15 protein-coding genes and 1 other RNA gene are annotated in these 17,542 nt (G+C 61.6%); 13 read left to right on the top strand and 3 right to left on the bottom strand.

The features are described from left to right. Nucleotides 1–23 precede the first annotated feature (23 nt). On the top strand, nt 24–1,448 hold the full coding sequence (locus AMC88_RS14705; protein ID WP_064825472.1) for a serine hydrolase domain-containing protein: 1,425 nt from the start codon (nt 24–26) through the stop codon (nt 1,446–1,448). A gap of 36 nt (nt 1,449–1,484) precedes the next feature. On the opposite strand, the gene AMC88_RS14700 is transcribed toward AMC88_RS14705, so the two are convergent. From AMC88_RS14700 to AMC88_RS14690, 3 genes are all read right to left on the bottom strand, one after another. Continuing rightward, nucleotides 1,485–2,435, bottom strand: coding sequence for a lytic transglycosylase domain-containing protein (locus tag AMC88_RS14700; RefSeq protein ID WP_004675032.1), 951 nt, complete (start codon nt 2,433–2,435; stop codon nt 1,485–1,487). Between the two features lie 386 nt (nt 2,436–2,821). Further along, nucleotides 2,822–3,457, bottom strand: coding sequence for a LysE family translocator (locus AMC88_RS14695; RefSeq protein WP_012484514.1), 636 nt, complete (start codon nt 3,455–3,457; stop codon nt 2,822–2,824). Nucleotides 3,458–3,514: 57 nt separating this feature from the next. Continuing rightward, a complete protein-coding gene (locus AMC88_RS14690; RefSeq protein ID WP_012484513.1) occupies nt 3,515–4,726 on the bottom strand; it encodes a pyrophosphate--fructose-6-phosphate 1-phosphotransferase in 1,212 nt (403 codons plus the stop codon). Between the two features lie 480 nt (nt 4,727–5,206). On the opposite strand from AMC88_RS14690, the gene AMC88_RS14685 reads away from it, so the two are divergent. From AMC88_RS14685 to AMC88_RS14630, 12 genes are all read left to right on the top strand, one after another. Further along, nucleotides 5,207–5,914, top strand: coding sequence for a J domain-containing protein (locus AMC88_RS14685; RefSeq protein ID WP_064829967.1), 708 nt, complete (start codon nt 5,207–5,209; stop codon nt 5,912–5,914). Beyond that, nucleotides 5,911–6,672: an N-acetylmuramoyl-L-alanine amidase gene (locus AMC88_RS14680; protein WP_010025668.1), complete on the top strand. Its 762-nt coding sequence runs from the start codon at nt 5,911–5,913 to the stop codon at nt 6,670–6,672. Before AMC88_RS14685 ends, AMC88_RS14680 begins: the two co-directional genes overlap by 4 nt. Nucleotides 6,673–6,934: 262 nt before the next feature. After that, the gene (locus AMC88_RS14675) at nt 6,935–7,555 is read left to right on the top strand and encodes a lytic transglycosylase domain-containing protein (protein WP_012484509.1); all 621 of its coding nucleotides are present in this window, start codon (nt 6,935–6,937) and stop codon (nt 7,553–7,555) included. Nucleotides 7,556–7,630: 75 nt separating this feature from the next. Continuing rightward, nucleotides 7,631–8,800: an NAD(P)/FAD-dependent oxidoreductase gene (locus AMC88_RS14670; RefSeq protein ID WP_064825471.1), complete on the top strand. Its 1,170-nt coding sequence runs from the start codon at nt 7,631–7,633 to the stop codon at nt 8,798–8,800. A gap of 11 nt (nt 8,801–8,811) precedes the next feature. Continuing rightward, complete coding sequence (locus tag AMC88_RS14665) at nt 8,812–9,987, top strand: NAD(P)/FAD-dependent oxidoreductase (RefSeq protein WP_012484507.1); 1,176 nt, start codon at nt 8,812–8,814, stop codon at nt 9,985–9,987. A 51-nt stretch (nt 9,988–10,038) separates the two neighbouring features. Next, nucleotides 10,039–10,436: RNase P RNA component class A (gene rnpB / locus AMC88_RS14660), an RNA gene on the top strand. Between the two features lie 425 nt (nt 10,437–10,861). Beyond that, nucleotides 10,862–11,299: a division/cell wall cluster transcriptional repressor MraZ gene (mraZ, locus tag AMC88_RS14655; protein WP_004674707.1), complete on the top strand. Its 438-nt coding sequence runs from the start codon at nt 10,862–10,864 to the stop codon at nt 11,297–11,299. 17 nt (nt 11,300–11,316) lie between these two features. Further along, nucleotides 11,317–12,342, top strand: a complete 1,026-nt coding sequence (gene rsmH / locus AMC88_RS14650) for a 16S rRNA (cytosine(1402)-N(4))-methyltransferase RsmH (protein ID WP_012484505.1) — start codon at nt 11,317–11,319, stop codon at nt 12,340–12,342. A gap of 1 nt (nt 12,343) precedes the next feature. Next, complete coding sequence (gene ftsL / locus AMC88_RS14645; RefSeq protein ID WP_012484504.1) at nt 12,344–12,802, top strand: cell division protein FtsL; 459 nt, start codon at nt 12,344–12,346, stop codon at nt 12,800–12,802. Continuing rightward, entirely contained in the window at nt 12,802–14,559 is a 1,758-nt protein-coding gene (locus AMC88_RS14640) for a peptidoglycan D,D-transpeptidase FtsI family protein (protein ID WP_012484503.1), read from the top strand. The genes ftsL and AMC88_RS14640 overlap by 1 nt, the downstream gene beginning before the upstream one ends. A gap of 6 nt (nt 14,560–14,565) precedes the next feature. Next, nucleotides 14,566–16,086 (top strand): UDP-N-acetylmuramoyl-L-alanyl-D-glutamate--2,6-diaminopimelate ligase, encoded by a 1,521-nt coding sequence (locus tag AMC88_RS14635; protein WP_012484502.1) that lies wholly within the window; start codon nt 14,566–14,568, stop codon nt 16,084–16,086. After that, complete coding sequence (locus AMC88_RS14630) at nt 16,083–17,522, top strand: UDP-N-acetylmuramoylalanyl-D-glutamyl-2,6-diaminopimelate--D-alanyl-D-alanine ligase (protein ID WP_016733600.1); 1,440 nt, start codon at nt 16,083–16,085, stop codon at nt 17,520–17,522. Before AMC88_RS14635 ends, AMC88_RS14630 begins: the two co-directional genes overlap by 4 nt. Nucleotides 17,523–17,542 lie beyond the last annotated feature (20 nt).

The following is a 17,542-nucleotide window of genomic DNA, read 5'->3' as shown; positions in this document are numbered from 1 at the left end:
CTCTTCCGGCATGGAGGAATGCCATGCGATTTGTGCTGCGTGTCCTGAAGGCGCTTGCTCTCCTTGTGGTTCTCATCATCGCCGCCGGGACCGGCTGGCTCTTCGCCTGGCCGCCGGAGCTCTTGCGCGTCGGCGACGGCTACGCCGCCAAGATCGTCTGCTCCAATGTCTTCATCGCCGGCCGGGATGCCGACGATGTGCTGCATGACGACGTCCAGGCGCCGGGAAATCCGCTGCTGCGGCTGGTGCGCGTCAGTGTCGAGCGCGACAGCGGCCGGGTGACGGCGCGCTTCATGGGGCTGTTCGCATCGAGTTATGCGCTCTATCGCGGCGCTCTCGGCTGCACGAGCGTGCCGGACGGCAATTTCGAGGCGGCGATTGACGCTGTGCCGTTCGATGCGCCGGCCAAGATGCAGGCGAATGACGGGCTGTGGCCGCAAGGCGAGGACAGCGGCAATCAGCCGGACGCGAAGATCGCGGCGGTGCTGGCCGATGCGCGATTTGCCGGCCCGGCCATGCGGGCGATCGTGGTGGTGCGCGACGGCCGGATCGTCGCCGAAGCCTATGGTCCCGGATTTTCGTCGAAGACGCCGCTGGTCGGCTGGTCGATGACGAAGACGGTGAACGCGGCCATCCTCGGCCGGCTGATGCTCGAGGGCAAGGTCTCCTTCGACGACGATCAGTTGATGGCGCAATGGAAAGACGATCAACGTGCCAGAATCAAGGTTTCCGACCTGCTCGGCATGGAGAGCGGCCTTGCCTTCAATGAGGATTACGGCAGCGTCGCCGATGTGACGCGCATGCTCTATCTCGATCCAGACATGGTATCGCTGCCGGCCAATGCGCCGATGGAGGCGGCACCGGGCCAGCGGTTCCGCTATTCGAGCGGCACGGCGGCGCTCTTGTCACGCATCTGGATGGACAGGGTCGGGAATGCGCAGGCAGCCTTTTCCTATCCGCATGATGCGCTCTTCTCCCCGCTCGGCATGACCAGCGCCGTCTTCGAACTCGACGCGCGCGGCACCTTTGCCGGAAGCTCCTATCTCTATGCGACTGCGCATGACTGGGCGCGTTTCGGACAGTTCCTGCTGCAGGATGGCGTCTGGAATGGCCGGCGGCTGTTGCCGGAGGGCTTCGTCGGCGCCATGCGCACGCCGACGGCAGCATCGAACGGCCGGTATACGCAAGGCCAGGCGTGGCTCGTGCCCGGCGGCTCGAGTGCTGCATTCGGGCTGCCGGAGGATACGTTCTGGCTGACGGGGCATGACGGGCAGAGCATGGCGATCGTGCCGTCCGCCAATCTGGTCGTCGTCCGGCTCGGCCTGACGCCGGGCTGGCTCGGTTATCAGCCGCAAACGCTTCTCAAGGCAGTCGTGGCGGCGTCGCCGCAATCGGGCATGCCGCAACAGCAGGCTGGATCAGAGCGGCAGGTCCAGCCACGGCCATAGGCCGAAGCATTGAAGCCGTTTTTCTGGGGGTAATTGTCAGTAATTGCCCTGGGCGACGTCGTTCATGCCCTTGCGCTTGGCGTCATAATAATAGCCTCGCGCATAGAGGCGGACGGCATCATCTTCCTTGTTGTCGGAGACGAGCCAGGCACCACGCAGATATTTCGCGGCATATTTGATGTTGGTCTCGGCATCGAAGAGACCGCCTGGCGCGCCGTCATAGCCCATCGATTTGGCAGTGTTGTATTTGATCTGCATGAGGCCGAAATAACCCCGCTTGTTGTAGGCCTTAGGATTGTAGCGGCTCTCGCGATGAACGATGCGGTGGAGCAGCGTCTCGGGAATCTCGTAAATCTTCGAATATTTCTGGATGAGCTTGGTGACGAAACTTTTCTCGACGGTCGGCGCATCGTCCTTGTCGTCGTCGCTGAACATTGGAGGAGCCGTCGGCGGATCGATTGGCCCGGATTCGTCGAAGCCGTAATCCATGCTGGAACGCGGCGTCGTGTCGACTGCCGCAAGTGCTGCAAGCGCATTGTTCTGCGGGGTCGCGGCAAAGGCAAGCTGCGTCGCCGGCTGTGCCGGGGTCACCGGACGCGGCGTCGGCACGACCGACTGGATTGCGGTCATCTCGGGCGTCAGCGGGATCTGCGCATAGGCTGCCGGCTGGATGCCTGCCTGCATGGCGAGATCGGCGGGCTGAGACGCCGCAACCGTCGGCATCGCCGCTGCGGTCAGAGAGGAAGATGTCTGGGTTTGCGGAAGCATGGCGCCGGCGACCGCCTGGCCAGCTGTGCCGTCGGCTGTCGGGATCGCGGCCAGTGTTGCTTCTTCGCCGGGCTTGGGTGTCGGCACGACGGTCTGCACGGCTGTCAGTTCGGCCTGAGAGGTGTATTCGACGCTCGTGCAGCCGGCCATCACGCCACAGCAGAGCACCGTAGAAACGACAAGACTGCGTTTCAGGCCGGACAATCCGATCGCTACCATTCCGTCACTTTCGTGAAATCGCGCCGCCCCGGCAGCGTTATAAAAGTTACTAAAAAGCTTAAACCCTGCCGATCCCATTAACGTATTCGTGGCATTCCGGCAACCACGGAATATTTTTAGAGCCTTTCCCGGTCAGATTGCAGCATTCTGTTGGCTCAAACGGAGTCGGATGATCGACCGGCCGGCGCGCGTCGTAGCCCAGCTCTACGGCCAAGCCGGCCGGTCGATCAGCCGGCCCGTTTCAGCCAACCTGAAAGGCCGGGCATGTTTCCGCCAGGGCAGAGGCGATCGGCTCGGACATACCTTGAGGTATGCCCATCGCCAATCGCCTCTGCCCTGACGAAAACCTGCTCCGGCAGAATGCTGCAATCTGACCGGGAAAGGCTCTAAGCCGCAATACGGCGATAGCCGGCCGTTACAGCGCCAGCTGCGATCAGCAGGGTGCCGCCCGTGCGGTTTACGGCGCGCTGGACGCTCGCCTTGCGAATCAGTCCGCGCGCGCTATGGGCGAGAAAGGCGTAGGTGGAAGCGTTGAGGATCGCCAGCACGAGGAAGGTCGCTTCCATGATCGCCATCTGCCCGAAGAAGGGGAGGGCCGGGTTGAGAAACTGCGGCACGAAGGCGACGAAGAAGACGATGCTCTTCGGATTGAGGGCAGTGACGACGTAGGCGTGGAGGAAAATCTTGAGCGATCTTTCCTCCGGAAGATTGTCGTTGTCGGCAACCGGCTCACCGATGACGGGAGCCCGCCAGAGCTTGATTCCGAGCCATATCAGGTAGGCGCCGCCGATCCACTTGAGGACAGTGAAAAGAGCGGCTGAGGCGGCGAGGACGGCGCCGAGACCGAAGAGCGACGCCGTCATCGCGGTGAAGTCGCCGAGCGCCACGCCGGTCACCGTCGCAAAGGCCGTTCTGCGCCCATGGCCAAGCGCATAGGAGACGACGAGCAGTATCGTCGGTCCCGGTATGGCCAGCATAATGGCGGATGCGGCTGCAAAAGCGAGCCAGGCTTCAAACGACATGGTGTCTCCTCCCATTCCTCAGGAACAAGCAAAGACACCATATTAACCATCCGTCAATCATGCTTCTTTGTATTTCTGGCCTATATTGTCCATGACTTCGGCAAACCATGCTGTCGAAAGGTCAAAAGCCTTTCCGCCCTTGATGCGCGGGAATTCTATAGTGCGCAATTTACCATTCTGCGATTCATCATGGCCGGTGACGCCGGACACTTTATTGAGGGCGCTTTCGACGGCGAGATCGACCATGCTCTGGATCAATCGCAGGTCGTCGCCGTTTGCCGGCGCCGAGCGGGCGAAATAGCCGGATTTCTGCACGAGGGAACGCTCGGCGTTCAGGAGGCTGGCGAACTGCTTCTGGAACCATGCGCCGACGTTGATCGTGTCGATCTTGACATGGCCGAAGGCATCACGTTTGACGGTTTCGCCGGCGGCCTCGCGCTCGGCGACGATGGCGTCGAGGCAAGCGCCTTCCGACACGAAGACGGTAGCATGGCCGGTGCGATCCATGACTTCCTTCAGCCGGGCGGCCTCGGCATCGAGATCGAATGCCATTTCGGGCAGATAGACCGCGTCGATACCCTTCAGCTGCGCATCCATCATCAGACCGTCGACATATTGATTGCGGCTGGTGCGCTGAAGATAGGCCCGGGCGGTGGCGGCCGTCAGCCAACCGCAATGGCGTCCCATGACCTCATGGATGACGAGGGTGCGGGGGGCGGCAGTCTGCTCGTTGCCGACATTGTCGAAGAAATGGGCGCCAACTTCGGCGGCCGTCCAGGCGCCCAGCGACTGGCGGATCGGCACGACGTCGTTGTCGACCGTCTTCGGCAAGCCGACGACGGTCAGGTCGTAGCCGTTGGCGGCGAGGTAGGCCGCAAGGTCGGCGGCTGTGGTGTTGGTATCGTCGCCGCCGATCGTGTGGAGAATGGTGATGCCGTCATTGGCAAGGCGTTCGGCGGCGACCCTCAGCGGGTTCTCGCCTTCCTTGACGAGGCCGCGCTTGACGCAGTCGGCGGCATTGGTGAGCTTGACGCGGCTGTTTCCGATCGGCGAACCGCCATAGCGGTGCAGCAGCGGCGCCTTTTCACGCATCTGACGGGTGATCTCGATGCTGTCGCCGAGCAATACGCCCTGGTAGCCGGACTTATAAGCGACGATATCGAGCTCGGGCGCAACGTCGCTGTAGCGTTCGATGAGGCCGCCGACGGCGGAGGAAAGACAGGGTGCGAGGCCTCCGGCGGTCAGCATTGCAACTTTCTGCTTGGCCATGATTCCTCCTATGGCGTTTCGATGCGGCGGCGCAGGCTAAGGCGCTTCGCATCGAACTTCCGTATGCGATGCGTTTGCCCGTTGCTTGTGCATGCCGTGTCCCCGTGCCGCCGTAGAGTTCCGGGCGACATGCATCAGCGCATGGATGCGGCAGGGAACGGGGCCTGTAAAGTAAAGAATTTACGAAAAACGCCGCCTTTTCCCGCTTTGCGGCTGGAAGAGCTGATATAATCGTTTCAAGCGCGATACGCCGACCGAGAACTGTTGTGGAAATTGCGGCGTCGCGTCTCCAGCCAAAGTGAGACCGGTGGGGCAGGGCGCGCATTCGCTCAATCGAAGGGGGTGAATCGTTTGCTGCGGTGCGACAATTACAAAATCGTGAAAACTGTGTTCGCGCCTACGACCAATCGTCGCCTTGCAAAGGCTACGATTCTTTGGTCAAGCTGTTTGCTATAAGTTGACAAGTACGCGAGATTTTCGATGTCCTTCTGGGAAAAACTGGTGAATGCGATCGGCAATACTGCGGGCAATGCGCTGTCCGCGGTGATCGAGGCCATCCGCACGGTTTTCGAGGGCGATCCGGAGACACGGCGGAAAGTCGCTTTCTCGGTGGCGATCATCGCCCTTTCGGCGAAGATGGCCAAGGCCGACGGCATCGTCAGCGAGAAGGAGGTCGAGGCTTTCCGGGAAATCTTCGAGTTTCCGCAGGATCAGGCGAAGAACGTCGCCAGACTCTATAATCTCGCGCGTCAGGATGTTGCCGGCTATGAGGCCTATGCCGAACGTCTCTCGACGCTTTGCATTACCTGTGCTGCCAATTGCACGGTGCTGGAAGACGTGCTCGATGGCCTCTTCCATATCGCCAAGGCTGACGGGCTGATTCATGAGAAGGAATTGGATTTCCTGCGTCACATCGGCGAGATCTTCCAGATGAGCGAGACCCGCTTCGAGCAGATCGCCGCTCGCCATGTCTCGTCCGGCGGCGATCCCTACAAGGTGCTCGGCGTGACGCCTTCCGACGATTTTCCGACGATCCGCCGTCGTTATCGCGGCCTCGTCAGCGAACATCATCCCGATCGACTGATTTCGCGCGGCGTGCCGAAGGAATTCCACGTGATTGCCAATGAACGCATGGCGGCACTTAACGCCGCCTATGAGGCAATCGAGAAGGAACGCCGCGCCGCATGACCTCCTTCGAGGCGGATTACGCGGGAGCGTGCGTGCGGCCGTCGCCCAATCACGGGGAGCGGGCGGACGGGCGTCGCCCGGATATGATCTTGCTGCACTATACCGGCATGCCGACGCCGGATGGTGCGCTCGACTGGCTCTGCCGCGCCGAAAGTCAGGTTTCCAGCCATTATTTCGTGCATGAGAATGGCGAGGTAATCCAACTGGTGCCGGAAGGCAGGCGGGCGTGGCATGCCGGGAAGAGCAGCTGGCATCGCGAGAGCGACATCAATTCTCTCTCGATCGGCATTGAGATCGCCAATGCCGGCCATCCCGGCGGCCTTCCCGACTATCCGAAAGAGCAGATCGCGGCGGTGATCGAATTGTGTCGCGACTGTGTCAAACGTTGGTCGATCGCGCCCGAACGCGTGCTCGGGCATTCCGATGTCGCTCCGGTGCGCAAGGTTGATCCGGGCGAGAAATTTCCCTGGGCGGCTCTCCATCGCGCGGGTGTCGGGCATTGGGTCGAACCGGCGAAAATTACCGGCGGACGCTTCTTCCAGCGCGGTGACGCCGGCCAGCCGGTCGAAGCGCTGCAGTCGATGTTGTCGCTCTATGGTTACGGCACTGACATCACAGGTGAATTCTCCGAAGGGACGGCGGGCGACGTGGAGGCTTTCCAACGGCATTTCCGACCCGAACGGGTGGACGGCATCGCCGATTTCTCGACAATCGACACCTTGCACCGGCTACTGTCGGCTTTGCCGCGTTATTCCTGATTCCTCGACAGTTACTGAAACCCCGAATTTCGCACTGCAGCGCGAAATTCGACCTGCCACATCATTTCCCTATTATCTCCTCATTGCGATGGTCTAAGAACCTCCGCCAAGCGGTACTCGGGGTTGTTTTCGAGTTAAACCGCGGGCGCTATGTGAAACGATAAGAATTGCCGCGGATCCAGATCGGCCATTGATCTGGTATTCATCATGACAGCGAGGCGCGCCGTCCGGAAATTCTTTGGGTCGGAGTGTTCAAGACTACATGAGAAAACTGATTGTTGTTGCTGCAACATGCGTTGGCATGGTGCTGGCCGGAAATAGCTTTGCCTTTGCGAACGATTGGGGTGTGCGAGCTGATGCGCCGGTGAAGAAAGTCGAGCGTCCTTCGAAGAAGACAGAGCGTCCGTTGAAGAAAGCGGAGCGTTCGGTCAAGCCGGCGAAGCGTCCGCTCAAGACGGCGGAACGCACACTGAAGACGGTCGAGCGCCAGAGCGGTTATCCCGTCGCCAATATTTCCGGCAATTCCTATTCCGCACTGATCAGCAAATATGCGAACCAATATGATGTACCGGTTGCGCTTGCGACCGCTGTCATCCGTATCGAAAGCAATTTCAATCCGAATGCGCGCGGCAGCCACGGTGAAATCGGCCTGATGCAGATAAAGCCTGCAACTGCCCGCATGATGGGCTATTCCGGCAGCGCCAAGGGCCTGTTCGATCCGGAAACCAACATTAAGTACGGCATGAAATATCTGGCTGCCGCCCATGATCTCGGTGGTGGCGAAACCTGCAACACCATCCTCAAATACAATGCCGGTCATGGCGCCACGCGCATGAACCCGGTGTCCAAGTCCTATTGCGGCAAAGTTCTCGCAATGCTCTGAAGCGCTTATTCCTGACAAGAGCTGGATGATTCCAGATGATTGCCATGGTATCGCTGGAATTTAGCGAGGTGGGATATGGCGGTCGATTTCAGGTTCATCATCATCGGACGCGGCATGATGGGTGCCGCGGCCGCCCGGCATCTCTCTGCGATGGCTGACGGCATCGCGCTGATCGGCCCGCGCGAGCCGGCTGAGCGCAAATCGCATGACGGCGTCTTCGCCAGCCATTACGACGAAGCGCGCATCACCCGCACATTCGACGGCAATCTGGCCTGGGGAAGTTTCGCAGCCCGCGCGCTCGACCGCTACCGTGCGATCGAGGCAAAGAGCGGCATTTCCTTCTTTTCGGAAGTCGGCTGCCTGTTTGCGGCCCCTGAGAAGAGCGAGCAGGATTACATCGATCGGGCGTTGACCGTCAGCCGGACGCTCGGCAGCGAGATCGAGACCATCGCATCGTCGGACCTTTCGCGGCGCTTTCCCTATCTTGCCGTCGATGCCGATTTCAGCGGCTATTTTGAACGCAAGCGTGCCGGCTATATCAATCCGCGGGCGCTCGTGCGCGCCCAGGCTAAGCTCGCCGAACAGGGTGGCGTTACGCTGATCGCGGCAACGGCGACATCCGTACGCGACGCCGGCGCCCATGTCGAGGTGACGGTCGACGGGAGGCGTTACAGCGCCGAGAGGGTCCTGGTGGCGGCTGGCGGCTTCAGCAATTTCCATGCGCTGCTGCCGCGCCCCGTCGACACCCGGGTGATGGCGCGCACCGTTGTTTTCTATGAAATCGGCGAGCGCGAGATGGCGGTCTTCGGCGACATGCCGTCGACGATCGTGCTCGGCGAGCGGGAAGAGGATCACATTTATATTCTGCCGCCGGTGCGTTATCCCGACGGCAAGATCTATCTGAAGCTCGGCGGCGATACCGAGACGCTTTCCATCGATCGGCTGGAGGATGCCGGTGCGTGGTTCCGTTCGGACGGCAGCGCTGCCGAACGTGATCATCTCTGCCGCATCGCCCTGCAATTGATGCCGGCGCTTGCCGGCTGCCCAGTCACATCGGGTCCGTGCGTGGCGACTTTCACGCCGACCGGTTATCCCTATGCCGGGTTTACGCAGTCGCCACGCATTGCGGTTCTGACCGGCGGCAATTTCGTCGCCGCCAAATCCTCCGACGAACTCGGGCGGCTGGGCGCCGTACTGCTGACGGAAGGCGTACTCGGCGGCCAGCTGACGCCGATCTTTGCCTGAAGGGGAGCGGCATGGCAGTCGATTTCAAATATATTGTCGTCGGCCGCGGGTTGATGGGGGCGGCAGCTGCCCGGCATCTGGCTCGGCAGACGGACGGCGTGGCGGTGATCGGGCCGGACGAGCCGGCCGATCGCAAGACGCATCAGGGCGTTTTTGCCAGCCACTACGACGAGGGGCGCATCACCCGCACCATTGATCCCGACCGCAACTGGGCGCTGCTCGCCAACCGCTCGATCGGACGCTACGGCGAGATCGCTCGCGACAGCGGCATCGATTTCTATCGGGAGGTCGGCTGTGTCGTCGTCGCGCCCAATGGAAGCGATTATCTCGGCAGAACCAGGCAGGCCGCCGTTTCGCTGGGTGTCGAAACCAGGCTTCTCGACGAAGGGGCGTTGCAAGGCGCCTTCCCCTTCTTCGCCTTTGCTGATGGCTGCGCCGGCATCTTCGAGGCGAAGGGGGCCGGGCATATCAGCCCGCGCAAGCTGGTCAAGGCACAGTCGCTGCTGGCGGAAAAAGCCGGCGCCGCCGTCATCCGCGACAATGTCGTCTCGATCCGCGAGGAGGGTGGTTCGGCCGTCGTCAGAACTGCCGGCGGCCTGGCCTATCGTGCTGAGAAGGTGTTGCTGGCCGCAGGAGGGTTTTCCATTGCGGAGAATCTGTTACCGCGTCCGGTTGAGATGACGGTTTATGGCCGGACGGTAACGCTTTTCGAAGTGAGTGAAGCCGATGCCATCCACCTCGCCGGCATGCCGTCGCTTATTCTCGATGTGCCCGGGATCCATATCTACCTGCTGCCGCCGATCCGTTATCCCGACGGCAAATTCTATCTGAAGATCGGCGGTGACCCCGACGATCTGGTGCTTAGCAACGAGACGGAGATGCGCGCCTGGTTCAGGACCGAAGGGCGGGAGAGCGTGCGGGCGCATCTTCAACGCATTGTCGCTGATCTTGCGCCCGATCTGACACCGCTTTCGATTTCGACGGCCGCCTGCGTCGTGTCCCAGACGCAGAGCGGCTATCCGATGATTGGCTATACGTCTTCGCCTGCCATCGCCGTGATGACTGGCTGCGCCGGCACGTCGGCCAAGAGTTCGGACGAAATCGGCAGGCTCGGGGCCGAACTGCTTTTGTCGGGCAGAATCAGCGAACAGGGCTATTCGACGGATTTCGCACCGCTATTTCGTTAAGCCTATCGTTTTCGGTGGCAATTGCGATCTCGCTCGTTTATGGGAGCCCTGCCAGTTGGCCGGGCAGCCGCGCTTTACCAATGCCGAAAGGCGGTAAGGTGAGGAAAGTCCGGGCTCCACGGAGACACGGTGCCGGATAACGTCCGGCGAGGGCGACCTCAGGGAAAGTGCCACAGAAAGCAAACCGCCTGTCATGACAGGTAAGGGTGAAAGGGTGGGGTAAGAGCCCACCGCATTTCCGGCAACGGATATGGCACGGTAAACCCCACCGGGAGCAAGACCGAATAGGGATGACGCGGCGGGCCGAAAGGCCCTCCGGCCGGTTTCCAGGCCAGTCATCCGGGTGGGTTGCGCGAGGCAGCGTGCGAACGCTGTCCCAGAGGAATGGCTGCCACGTTCCGGTTCACGCCGGAGCCATACAGAACCCGGCTTACAGGCCAACTGGCGATTAACTTTCGTGGCGCGAAAACCTCTGATTTGACGAATCACCTCCAGGTAAGCCGCTGAAATCGAAAGTTTTCAAGCTGATGCTCATGAAATCCTCTGCGCGGAGATTGTTTTTGCGAAAGCACCGTCGCGCGCTCTTGCGGCAGGGTGATCCTAACCCTTTGTTAAACTTAACGGCTTATAAATTTTTGATCATGCGTCTCTTGCAAAACAGGCGCATCCCATTGACGCCCATATGGTCCCATGTTATCCCAAATGCGCACTGCACCAGGGCAATCACCTGCCCATTCATCGCAAAGCAAAGGCGTTTTCCTCTCCGGAAGCGTCGGGTGGGACCTTTCTCATCCGGCTTGCGAAGCTGTGCCTGATATGGGGAGTTTCGGGCGTCTTTCAGTCCGGATCCCTGCGGGAACGGATGTTTCGTGTCATGAGCCGCTTCCTTTCGAATGCGACCAACAGGATCGATGCCAAGGGCAGGGTTTCCGTGCCTTCGGCCTTTCGTTCCGTGCTGGCGCAGCGCAATATCCAGGAGCTTTACTGCTTTCAGGATTTTGTGTTTCCGGCGATCAGCGTCGGCGGTTTGGATCTTCTCGAGAGATTCGAGCGGCAGATCGCAGCGGAAGATCCGTTTTCGCCGGACGCGAACGAGATGTCGCTTCTGATTCACGGGGGCGGGGTCTTCATGAAGCTCGATGCCGAGGGGCGGCTGATGGTCACGGATTTCATCCGCGGCTTCACCGGCATCTCGGACGAAGTGACCTTCGTCGGTCGAGCGGATCATTTTCAGCTCTGGCAGCCGCAGGCATTTCTGGCGGCGCAGGCGCAGGCACGGGGGGAGCGCAAGCTGGCGGGCAAGCGTTCCTGAAAGGACGAGGGAACGGAATGGTGGCGAATCCTGGCGGAGGTTCAACTGATGCCGGTGGCGGACCGGTTCGTCACATTCCTGTTCTTCTCGAAGAGGTCCTTGCGGCGCTAGCGCCCGCGCCCGGGAAGCTCATTCTCGACGGTACGTTCGGTGCGGGTGGCTATACCTCTGCCATCCTTGCCGCCGGTGCCGAGGTGATTGCGCTCGATCGCGATCCGACGGCGATTGCGGCGGGGCAGGCGATGGTCGCCGCCCATGGCGGCCGTCTCAAGCTCGTTCATTCGCAATTCTCGCATCTTGCTGATCATGCGCCGCAGGGCGGCCTCGATGGCGTCGTTCTCGACATCGGCGTTTCCTCCATGCAGCTCGATGAGGCCGAGCGTGGCTTCTCCTTCCAGAAGAACGGGCCGCTCGACATGCGCATGTCGGCGACAGGCGTTTCGGCCGCTGACGTCCTCAATCGCGCCAAGGTCGCCGATCTCATCCGTATCTTCCATTTTCTCGGCGAGGAGAGCCAGGCGCCGCGCATCGCGCATGCGATCGAGAAGCGCCGTGCCGAAAAGCCGTTCGAGACAACTCGCGATCTTGCCGGTCTCATCGAATTGGTCACGCCGCGCAAGATGAAGGACAAGATCCATCCGGCGACACGAGTATTCCAGGCGCTGCGCATCTTCGTCAACGACGAGCTTGGCGAACTGGCGCAGGCATTGTTTGCGGCGGAAACGGTGCTGAAGCCCGGCGGACGGCTCGTCGTCGTCACCTTCCATTCGCTTGAAGACCGCATCGTCAAGAAATTCTTTTCCGACCGCGCCGGTAAGGCGTCGGGTTCGCGGCACCTGCCGGCCGCGCATGAGCGGGCGGCAACCTTTACGGCTGTGGGCAAATCGATGGTTTCGGCAAGCGAGGCGGAGGCCGAGAGCAATCCGCGCGCCCGCTCGGCCAAGCTGCGCGCCGGCCAGAGAACGGCCGCCGCCGCCGAGGCCGCCGATATGTCGCTCTTTGGATTTCCCAATCTGGCCAGCCTTGGAAAGCTTGGAGGTTGATATGCTGAAAACGTTCGATCTCGTGCTTATCGGCGTCATGACGGCAACTGCCGCCGTCACCTACACGATCAAGCACCGCGCCGAATTGAAGCTCGAGGAGGTCCATCGCCTCGAAGCCGAAATCAAACTCGAGAAGGATACGATCGATCTTCTCAAGGCCGACTGGGCGCTGCAATCGCAGCCGAACCGGCTGGAGCGGCTGGTCAAGGCCTATGATGACGAATTGCAGCTGCAGCCGACGGAATCGACGGCGCTGGTGCATGCCAAGGAATTGCCGATGCTTAAATCCGAGGTTCCCGTGCCCGATGTGACGGAGGCCAAGGCCAGCGCCAAGGGCGCGACCGTGGCCGGCGCCAAGGGTGCCACGGCGAAAGCGCAGCCCATCCCGGTGCCCGCGCCGCACGCTGGGGCCGAGGATGACGCAGATGCAGACGAGATCGAAACGGGGTCGGTGGAATAATGTCGTTTCTTTCCCGCATCATGGTTTTGAAGAGCCAGGCACATTTCTCCGCCGGCGTCTATAATCGTTTCGGCGGCCCTTCCGCCGGCGTGGCGATCGAGGGCACGCGCAAGAAGAAGTCGGGGCAGGCAAAGAGCCGTGTCGGCCTGCTGATCCTCGGTTTCATGGGTGTCTACGTCGTCATCGGCGGCCGCCTGGTCGAGTATGCGATGAAGGATCAGGAGGTCGTCTCCAGCATCCTGCCTCCCGACCGGCTGATGGCATCGCGCCCCGATATTCTCGACCGCAATGGCGAGGTGCTAGCGACCGATATCCGCACCGTCTCGCTGTTTGCCGAGCCGAACAAGATCGTCGATCCCGACGAGGCGGTCGAAAAGCTTGCAACGGTTCTGCCCGAGCTCGACGTCAAGGACACCTACAAGAAACTCTCGGTCAAGACTTCGCATTTCGCCTGGCTGCGCCGGCAGTTGACGCCGAAGCAGCAGAGCCAGATCCTGGCGCTCGGCATTCCCGGCATCGGCTTCCGGCCGGAAAAGCGCCGCTTCTATCCGGGTGGATCGACCGCCGCGCACATCCTTGGTTACGTCAACATCGACAACCGCGGCGTGGCCGGGATGGAGAAGTTCATCGACGACCAGGGGCTCGCCGATCTCGCCTCGGTCGGCATGACCAGCGATCAGCCGCTCGAGCCGGTGCGGCTGTCGATCGATCTGCGCGTCCAGAACATCGTTCGTGACGCTGTCGTCAACGCCGTCAACAATTTCCAGTCCAAGGGGGCAGGCGCAGCTGTCATCGATGTGCACACCGGAGAAGTGCTGGCAATGGCATCGGCGCCGGATTTCGATCCGAACGATCCGCAGGAGGGCGCCAAGGAGGGCTGGCTCAATCGGATGACCAACGGCACCTTCGAAATGGGGTCGACCTTCAAAACCTTTTCGCTGGCAATGGCGCTCGACACCGGCAAGGTGAAGATGTCCGACACGTTCGATGCCAGCAAGCCGATCTATATCGGCGGCTTCACCATCCACGATTTTCACGGTCAGCGCCGCTGGCTGACCGTGCCTGAAATTTTCCAGTACTCGTCGAATATCGGCACGGCGCGCGTCATCGACATCGTCGGCATCGACGCGCAGAAGGACTATCTGAACAAGCTCGGCCTGCTGACGAAGATGCAGACCGAATTGCCTGAGGTGAAGATGCCGACCCAACCGCGGGTGTGGAAGAAGATCAATTCGATCACCATTTCCTTCGGTCACGGCGTCTCGACGACGGCGCTGCAGACCGGGGTGGCGGCGGCCGCTCTCGTCAATGGCGGCAAGCTGATCGAGCCGACATTCCTGCCGCGCACACGCGAAGAGGCCGACCAGATCGCCAAGCAGGTGATCAAGAAGTCGACCAGCGACGAAATCCGCTATCTCCTCGATTTCAATGGTTTCAAGGGTTCGGGACGCGTCGCGCGTGTGCCGGGTTTTGCCGTCGGCAGCAAGACCGGCACGGCCGACAAGGTCGTGAACGGGCGTTATTCCTCGACGCTGAACTTCAACTCCTTCATCGCCGCCTTCCCGATCAACGACCCCAAATATGCCGTGATTACCTTCTGCGACGAGCCGAAGACCGGCGAGAAACAATATGGTGGAACGATCTCCGCCGGCACCGCCGGCCCGATCGCCCGCGAGATCATCAGCCGCGCCGCTCCCATTCTCGGCATCGAGCCGAAATTCGGGGAGGGTGGTTCGGCCTTGCTGGTGTCTTATTGAGCGTGAATGAATATCGACGCCGATTCGCGAGGGGCGGACCGGCTTCAAGAGGGAAAAGTGCATTCGATGAAATTGCGAGACCTGGCCGGAGATCTGTTTCCGGAACTTGAAGCACAGCTCGAAGGCCCGGCAGGCCTGCTCGATATTTCCGGCCTGTCTTCGGACAGCCGCAATGTGGCGCCGGGCAATGCCTTCGTCGCGGTCGCCGGCACCAAGGCGGACGGCGCGGGCTTCATCGCGGATGCCGCCGGCCGGGGGGCTGCCGTCGCGATCGCCTCCCAGCCCGTCGATGCTTCCATTCCGGTGCTTGCGGTCAAGGAGCCGCGCCGCTTCCTTTCGATCGCCGCCGCGCGGTTTTATGGCAGGCAGCCCGAGACCATGGTCGCCGTCACCGGCACCGCGGGCAAGACCTCCGTCGCCTCGTTCACCCGGCAGATCTGGGCGCATGCAGGCCATGCCGCCGCGATGATCGGCACGACAGGAGTCGTTTCGCCGACGCGCAACGAATATGGCGCGCTGACCACCCCGGATCCTGTCTCCCTGCACAAACTGCTGGCCGAACTTGCCGACGAAGGCGTCACGCATGCGTCGATGGAGGCTTCCAGCCACGGTCTCGACCAGAGCCGGCTTGACGGCGTAAAGCTTTCGGCCGCCGCCTTCACCAATCTCGGCCGCGACCACATGGATTATCATCCGACCGTCGAGGCCTATATGGCCGCAAAGATGCGGCTTTTCGATACATTGCTGCCGAAGGGCGCACCGGCGGTGATCTTTGCCGACGATCCGTGGTCGCGCCAAGCGGTCAAGGCCGCGGTCGATGCCGGTCTCGATGTACGCACCGTCGGGCGCAAGGGCGATTACCTCACTTTGAAACGCGTCGAGCATTTCCGCCATAAGCAGATGGCCGAGATCCATATTGGCGACGAGATTTTCGAAGTGGACATTCCGCTGGCCGGCGATTTCCAGGTCGCCAACGCGCTGGTCGCCGCAGGGCTTGCCATGTCGACCGGCGTCGTGCCGAAAGTTGCGATGGCCGCGCTCGAAAAACTCGTCGGTGCGTCCGGCCGCCTCGAGCTCGTCGGCCATACGAAAGATGGCGCTCTCGCCTATGTCGACTATGCCCATAAGCCGGATGCCCTGGAAAACGTGCTGAATTCGGTCCGGCCCTTCACGACCGGCCGCGTTGTCGTCGTCTTCGGCTGCGGCGGCGACCGCGACCGCGGCAAGCGGCCGATCATGGGCGAAATCGCCTGCCGGCTCGCCGATGTCGTCATCGTCACCGACGACAATCCGCGCTCGGAGGAGCCGGCCGCGATCCGGGCCGAGATCATGGCGGCAGCGGCTTGCGCCTCGGAAATCGGCGATCGCGCCACGGCGATCCGTGAGGCGGTCGGCATGCTGACATCCGGCGATACGCTGATTGTCGCCGGCAAGGGGCATGAGGAGGGGCAGACGATCGGGAGCGTCACATTGCCGTTCTCCGATCATGCGGAGGTGCGCAAGGCCTTGGAGGAACTGAAATCTTGAGCTGGCTCTGGACGACCGAAGACATGATCGCAGCGATGGCGGGGCGCCCCTTCGGCGCGCTGCCGGAAGGCATCACCGGCATTTCCATCGACAGCCGCTCGATTACATCAGGCGAAGCCTTCTTCGCGATCAAGGGCGACCGGGTCGACGGCCATGACTATGCGTCAATGGCGATGGCGAACGGCGCTTCGCTTCTCGTCGTCAGCGAGGCGAGGCTTCCGGCCATGGGCCGCCTGACAGTGCCGATGATCGTCGTCGAAGACGTGCTCGCGGCACTCGGGCGTCTGGGGCAGGCCTCCCGCGAACGCTCGCGCGCAAAAATCATCGCGGTGACGGGGTCGGTCGGCAAGACCACCACCAAGGAAATGCTGCGGCACGTGCTGTCGCCCTCCGGCAAGGTGCATGCCTCCGTCGCTTCCTTCAACAACCACTGGGGCGTGCCGCTGACGCTGGCCCGCATGCCTGACGATACGGATTACGGCGTCTTCGAAGTCGGGATGAACCATCCGGGCGAGATCCGGCCACTGGTGACGATGATCCGCCCTGATGTCGCCGTCATCACGACGATCGCGCCGGCCCATCTCGGCAATTTCAAGAGCATCAAGGAGATCGCCGCCGCCAAGGCCGAGATCTTCGAAGGGCTCGAAGCCGGCGGCCATGTCGTGCTCAACCGCGACAACGACCAGTTCAATTTCCTCGACCGCACCGCGCAATCGCTCGGCGTCGAGCATATCCATTCCTTCGGCCAGCATGCCAAGGCCGAATTCCGGCTCGCCGAATTCAACGGTTCTGACGAGAATTCGACGCTGTGGCTGACGATCGGCGGCGAGACGCTGGAAGTCGCGATCGGCGCGCCGGGGCGTCATATCGCCGAGAATGCGCTTGCCGCCCTCGGCGTCGTCAGGATCGTCGGCGCCGACCTGGAGAAGGCGATCGCAGCACTTGCGACGCTGAAGCCGGAAAAGGGCAGGGGCAAGCGTCACCGCCTTTCGATCGGCAGCGGCAACGGCAGCTTCACGCTGATCGACGAGAGCTACAATGCCAACCCGGCCTCGATGCGCGCGGCGATCGCGCTGCTGGCGGCGGCCGAGCCGACCGGCCGCGGACGCCGCATCGCCGTGCTCGGCGACATGCTCGAAATGGGCGAGTATGCCGAGAAGGTTCACACCGATCTCGCCGGGCCGTTGCTTGCGGCCGGCATCGAACATGTCTGGCTCGCAGGCGCCGACATGGCCGCGCTGAAGGAATCATTGCCGGAAAGCGTCCATGTCGAGTACCGCGAAAAGACCAGCGAATTGACGGATTATGTACTGAACGCGGTTGCGCCAGGCGACGTGTTGATGGTGAAATCGTCTCTGGGCATCGGTTTCGGCAAGATCGTCGCCGCGCTTCTTGACAAGTTCCCGGCATTTTCCGACACGCAACGCGAACTTTGACCGGGTAACAAGGGGCCCTG

Origin of the sequence: Rhizobium phaseoli (assembly GCF_001664385.1) — a bacterium.
GTDB classification, from domain to species: domain Bacteria; phylum Pseudomonadota; class Alphaproteobacteria; order Rhizobiales; family Rhizobiaceae; genus Rhizobium; species Rhizobium phaseoli.
The sequence above is the reverse complement of the archived record's forward strand: the minus strand, read 5'-3'. Positions and strand labels throughout refer to the sequence as shown.

What these genes read in the sequence shown, in the direction of transcription:
- AMC88_RS14705 (WP_064825472.1), top strand. Translation starts at nt 24, where the DNA reads ATGCGATTTGTGCTGCGTGTCCTGAAGGCGCTTGCTCTCCTTGTGGTT.
- AMC88_RS14700 (WP_004675032.1), bottom strand. Translation starts at nt 2,435, where the DNA reads ATGGTAGCGATCGGATTGTCCGGCCTGAAACGCAGTCTTGTCGTTTCT.
- AMC88_RS14695 (WP_012484514.1), bottom strand. Translation starts at nt 3,457, where the DNA reads ATGTCGTTTGAAGCCTGGCTCGCTTTTGCAGCCGCATCCGCCATTATG.
- AMC88_RS14690 (WP_012484513.1), bottom strand. Translation starts at nt 4,726, where the DNA reads ATGGCCAAGCAGAAAGTTGCAATGCTGACCGCCGGAGGCCTCGCACCC.
- AMC88_RS14685 (WP_064829967.1), top strand. Translation starts at nt 5,207, where the DNA reads ATGTCCTTCTGGGAAAAACTGGTGAATGCGATCGGCAATACTGCGGGC.
- AMC88_RS14680 (WP_010025668.1), top strand. Translation starts at nt 5,911, where the DNA reads ATGACCTCCTTCGAGGCGGATTACGCGGGAGCGTGCGTGCGGCCGTCG.
- AMC88_RS14675 (WP_012484509.1), top strand. Translation starts at nt 6,935, where the DNA reads ATGAGAAAACTGATTGTTGTTGCTGCAACATGCGTTGGCATGGTGCTG.
- AMC88_RS14670 (WP_064825471.1), top strand. Translation starts at nt 7,631, where the DNA reads ATGGCGGTCGATTTCAGGTTCATCATCATCGGACGCGGCATGATGGGT.
- AMC88_RS14665 (WP_012484507.1), top strand. Translation starts at nt 8,812, where the DNA reads ATGGCAGTCGATTTCAAATATATTGTCGTCGGCCGCGGGTTGATGGGG.
- mraZ (WP_004674707.1), top strand. Translation starts at nt 10,862, where the DNA reads ATGAGCCGCTTCCTTTCGAATGCGACCAACAGGATCGATGCCAAGGGC.
- rsmH (WP_012484505.1), top strand. Translation starts at nt 11,317, where the DNA reads ATGGTGGCGAATCCTGGCGGAGGTTCAACTGATGCCGGTGGCGGACCG.
- ftsL (WP_012484504.1), top strand. Translation starts at nt 12,344, where the DNA reads ATGCTGAAAACGTTCGATCTCGTGCTTATCGGCGTCATGACGGCAACT.
- AMC88_RS14640 (WP_012484503.1), top strand. Translation starts at nt 12,802, where the DNA reads ATGTCGTTTCTTTCCCGCATCATGGTTTTGAAGAGCCAGGCACATTTC.
- AMC88_RS14635 (WP_012484502.1), top strand. Translation starts at nt 14,566, where the DNA reads ATGAATATCGACGCCGATTCGCGAGGGGCGGACCGGCTTCAAGAGGGA.